Annotated in this window: 3 protein-coding genes and 1 pseudogene; 3 read left to right on the forward strand and 1 reads right to left on the reverse strand. The window is 68.4% G+C overall.

All coding sequences use genetic code 11. The annotated features are described in order from the left end of the window. Positions 1–67: 67 nt before the first annotated feature. Positions 68–1,861 carry a gamma-glutamyltransferase family protein gene (locus tag ACWDO5_RS35530; RefSeq protein WP_450534654.1) on the reverse strand — a complete coding sequence of 598 codons (1,794 nt, stop codon included), beginning with the start codon at positions 1,859–1,861 and terminating at the stop codon, positions 68–70. A 205-nt stretch (positions 1,862–2,066) separates the two neighbouring features. Between ACWDO5_RS35530 and ACWDO5_RS35535 the strand changes: the two genes are divergently transcribed. The 3 genes and pseudogenes from ACWDO5_RS35535 to ACWDO5_RS35545 form a co-directional block, all read left to right on the forward strand. Then, positions 2,067–2,954, forward strand: a complete 888-nt coding sequence (locus tag ACWDO5_RS35535) for a LysR family transcriptional regulator (RefSeq protein ID WP_450534655.1) — start codon at positions 2,067–2,069, stop codon at positions 2,952–2,954. A gap of 143 nt (positions 2,955–3,097) precedes the next feature. Beyond that, entirely contained in the window at positions 3,098–3,289 is a 192-nt protein-coding gene (locus ACWDO5_RS35540; RefSeq protein ID WP_450534656.1) for an antitoxin, read from the forward strand. 9 nt (positions 3,290–3,298) lie between these two features. After that, positions 3,299–3,392: pseudogene (locus ACWDO5_RS35545) on the forward strand (3-isopropylmalate dehydratase small subunit); the annotation flags it as partial.

Raw genomic sequence — 3,392 nt, forward strand, 5'->3', positions numbered from 1 at the left:
AAATCCGTTGGGGCCTTCAACGGGGCGGTGAGGGGACGGGTCAACCCCAATTCTCCCCACCCTTCGGCTATCGCCCGACGGCGTAGCCCTGCATGCCGCGCGGGTTCGCGCCTGCCGACAGGACGCCGGTTTCAGGGTCGCGGGCGACCGCGCAGAGCCGACCCTCCGACCATGGTTCGCCGACCGTGACCTCGTGCCCGCGGCGTCGGAGTTCGGCAATGGTGGAATCGCCGATTCGCGATTCCACCGTGACGCCTCCCGGCTTCATGCCGCGCGGATAGAAAGAACTCGGAAAACTCTCGTTGTGCCAATTCGGCGCGTCGATCGCGCCTTGCAGGTCGAGCCCGCCACGCACTTTCTGCCGCAATGCGACGGCGAGGAAGAAATGCACGCTCCACTGGTCCTGCTGATCACCACCGGGAGTCCCGAATGCCATGATCGGCTCTCCATCCCGAAGTGCCATGGACGGTGTGAGCGTGGTACGAGGGCGCCGGCCGGGGGACAGGGAGTTGGGCAGTCCGGGCTCGAGCCAGGTCATCTGCAGCCGGGTGCCCAGCTGGAAGCCGAGGCCGGGCACAGCGGGGTTGGACTGCAGCCAGCCGCCGCTCGGGGTGGCGGCGATCATGTTGCCCCAGCGGTCGACCACGTCCAGGTGACAGGTGTCCCCTCGGGTGTAACCGTCCTTCGCCACCGTCGGTTCACCGGCGCCGGCGACCGGTGGCAGGTCCACGGGGCCGTTGTCGGCGACGTGCCGGGCATGCTTGCTCAGCCTGGGGGCCCGCCCGTCGGGGCTGCCCGGCCGCAGTTCGAATGAAGCCCGCTCTGTGATGAGGGCACGCCGGGCGTCGTTGTACTCAGCGGAGAGCAGTGTCTCCAGCGCCACGTCCGCGCTGTCGCCGTACCAGGCCTCACGGTCGGCCATCGTGAGTTTCATGCCCTCGATGAGGGTGTGCACGTAGTCCGGCGTGCCGTAGTCCAGCTGGGTGCCGCGCAGCAGGGCGAGCTGCTGGAGGAACACCGGGCCCTGGCTCCACAGGCCCGGCTTGGCCACCGTCCAGCCGTTCCAGTCGTAGGTGGCGGGCTCCTCGTAGGTCGCGGAGAACCCGGCGAGGTCCGCGCCGGTGAGGGTACCGGCATGCCGCTCGCCGGATGTGTCCATGGTGGGGCGTGCCGCGAACTCGGCGAGAGCCTCGGCGATGAAGCCCTCGCGCCACACCCGGCGGGCCGCGTCGATCTGGGTCTCGCGGCCGGAGCCCGCCGCTTCGGCTTCCGCGATGACCCGCCGCCAGGTACCCGCCAGCGCCGGATTGCGCAGCAGGGCGCCGGGAGCGGGGGACTTGCCGTCGCGGAGATAGATCTCGGCCGACGTGGGCCACTCGGTTTCGAAGAGCTCTCGTACCGTTTCGACAGTCTCGCCGATCCGCTCAACGACGGGGTGCCCGTGCTCGGCGTAACCGATGGCGTACTTCAGTACGTCGGAAAGCCTCTTGGTGCCGTGATCGCGCAGAAGCAGCATCCAGGCGTCGAACGCGCCGGGCACGGCGGCGGCCAGCGGACCAGTGCCGGGCACGAGGTCCAGGCCGAGCGACGTGTAGTGCGCGATGGTCGCGCCGGCGGGTGCCGGGCCCTGCCCGCAAAGGACTTGGGGCCGATGGCCGGCCGGGGCCAGGATCATCGGAGCTTCGCCCGCAGGTCCGTTCAGGTGCGGTTCGACGACGTGCAGCACGAATCCGGCGGCGACCGCTGCGTCGAAGGCGTTGCCGTCGTCCTCCAGTACTGCCATGGCCGTCGAGGAGGCGAGCCAGTGGGTGGAGGACACCATGCCGTGGATGCCTTGCAGGGTCGGTCGGGTGGTGAACAACTTGGTCCTTTCCGTTCACGTTTGCGGCACTGTCCAAGAACGCGGGTCAGCTTCCCCGGGCGCGTTCCTCGACTCACCTCACGCAGGTCCCGCCAGTTCCAGGACGACCTTGCAGGGAGTAAACACCTGCTTCTGACTCTGCGTCCAAGACATCTATGACACTATTCAAATAGCCAATCGCTATAGATCAGTTGGTGAGGACTCCATGGAACGCCACCAGCTCGAGTACTTCGTGGCCGTCGTGGAGCAGGGCGGGTTCACCCACGCTGCGCGGTCGCTGCGCGTCGCCCAGCCTTCGCTGTCGCGTGCGATCCAGAAACTCGAACGCGACCTCGGGGTCACGCTCTTCCACCGGGTCGGCCGCAACGTCGTGCTCAGCAACGCCGGGGAGATGCTGGCGGACAGGGCGAGGCTTGTGCTCCGCGATCTCGACGCCCTGCGTGCCGCGGCGCGGTCGATCGGTCAGGGAGCAGTGGGCAGGGTGGATGTCGCTGCGACGTCATCCTCGGCACTGGAACCCGTGACAAGCATTGTCGCCGAACTCCGCGAGCGTCATCCCGGTGTCACGGTCAGTACCTCGTCCGGCCTGTCTGCGGCCGAAGTGGCCGCCATGGTGCTCCAGGGCCGCTGCGAGGTCGGGGTCTCCGGCAGTGCCGAGCGCCCCGCCGGCCAGGGGCTGGTCGCCCATCACCTGCGAGACGAAGAGTTCCTGCTCGTAGTCCCACCGAACACGATGGCGGACACCGGGCCCACGGTGACTCCCGAGGCGCTGCGCGGCATGCGGTTCGTGGTGACCAAGCCGGCGACGGCGGTCCGCGCCCTGTTCGACCGGCTCGCCGCCACTGTCGGCGATATGACCATCGCGGCGGAGGTCGGTGACCGGAGCGTGGTCCTGCCCATGGTGCTCAAGGGAATCGGGGCCGGCCTGATGCCGGACGGCTGGGCTGATCTCGCCAGGCGGGCCGGTGCGGAGGTCTACGGGTTCTCGCCCGCGGAAACACTTCCGCAGTGGCTCGTGTACCGGGGCGGCCCCGTCACCGCCGCGACCCAGGCCTTCATCGACACCACGTTGGCCATCGGCCGCGGCCAGTGACCGATGAGCCTCCGGTCGGCGATCAGGCAGCCACTAGGTCAGAACCTGTCCTACATAGCGCTGGGACCTCTGTGGGGATGCGAAGCATGTGGTGTGCGGTGACCCTGGAGATGTGGGGGCTCACGCGCGAGGAGGGTGACCGGATGTCCATGATGGACAAGCTCAGGAGCATGCTCAAGGGCCATGAGGAACAGGCCGACAAGGGCGTCGACAGGGCGGGTGACTTCGCCGACGACAAGACCGGGGGCAAGCACAGCCGTCAGGTGGACACCGGCCAGGACAAGCTGAAGGAGCAGCACGGCGCGGACCGCCGGGACGAACCGCCCCAGACCTGACCGCGCTGCGCCCGCTGGCGGCTGCTGAACGGTCTGGACGACATCAGCCTCACCCTTCAGAACGAAGCGGACATCGCGACTTACGAGGCATCCCGACCGGCCT

This window comes from Streptomyces sp. NPDC000880, assembly GCF_053599675.1.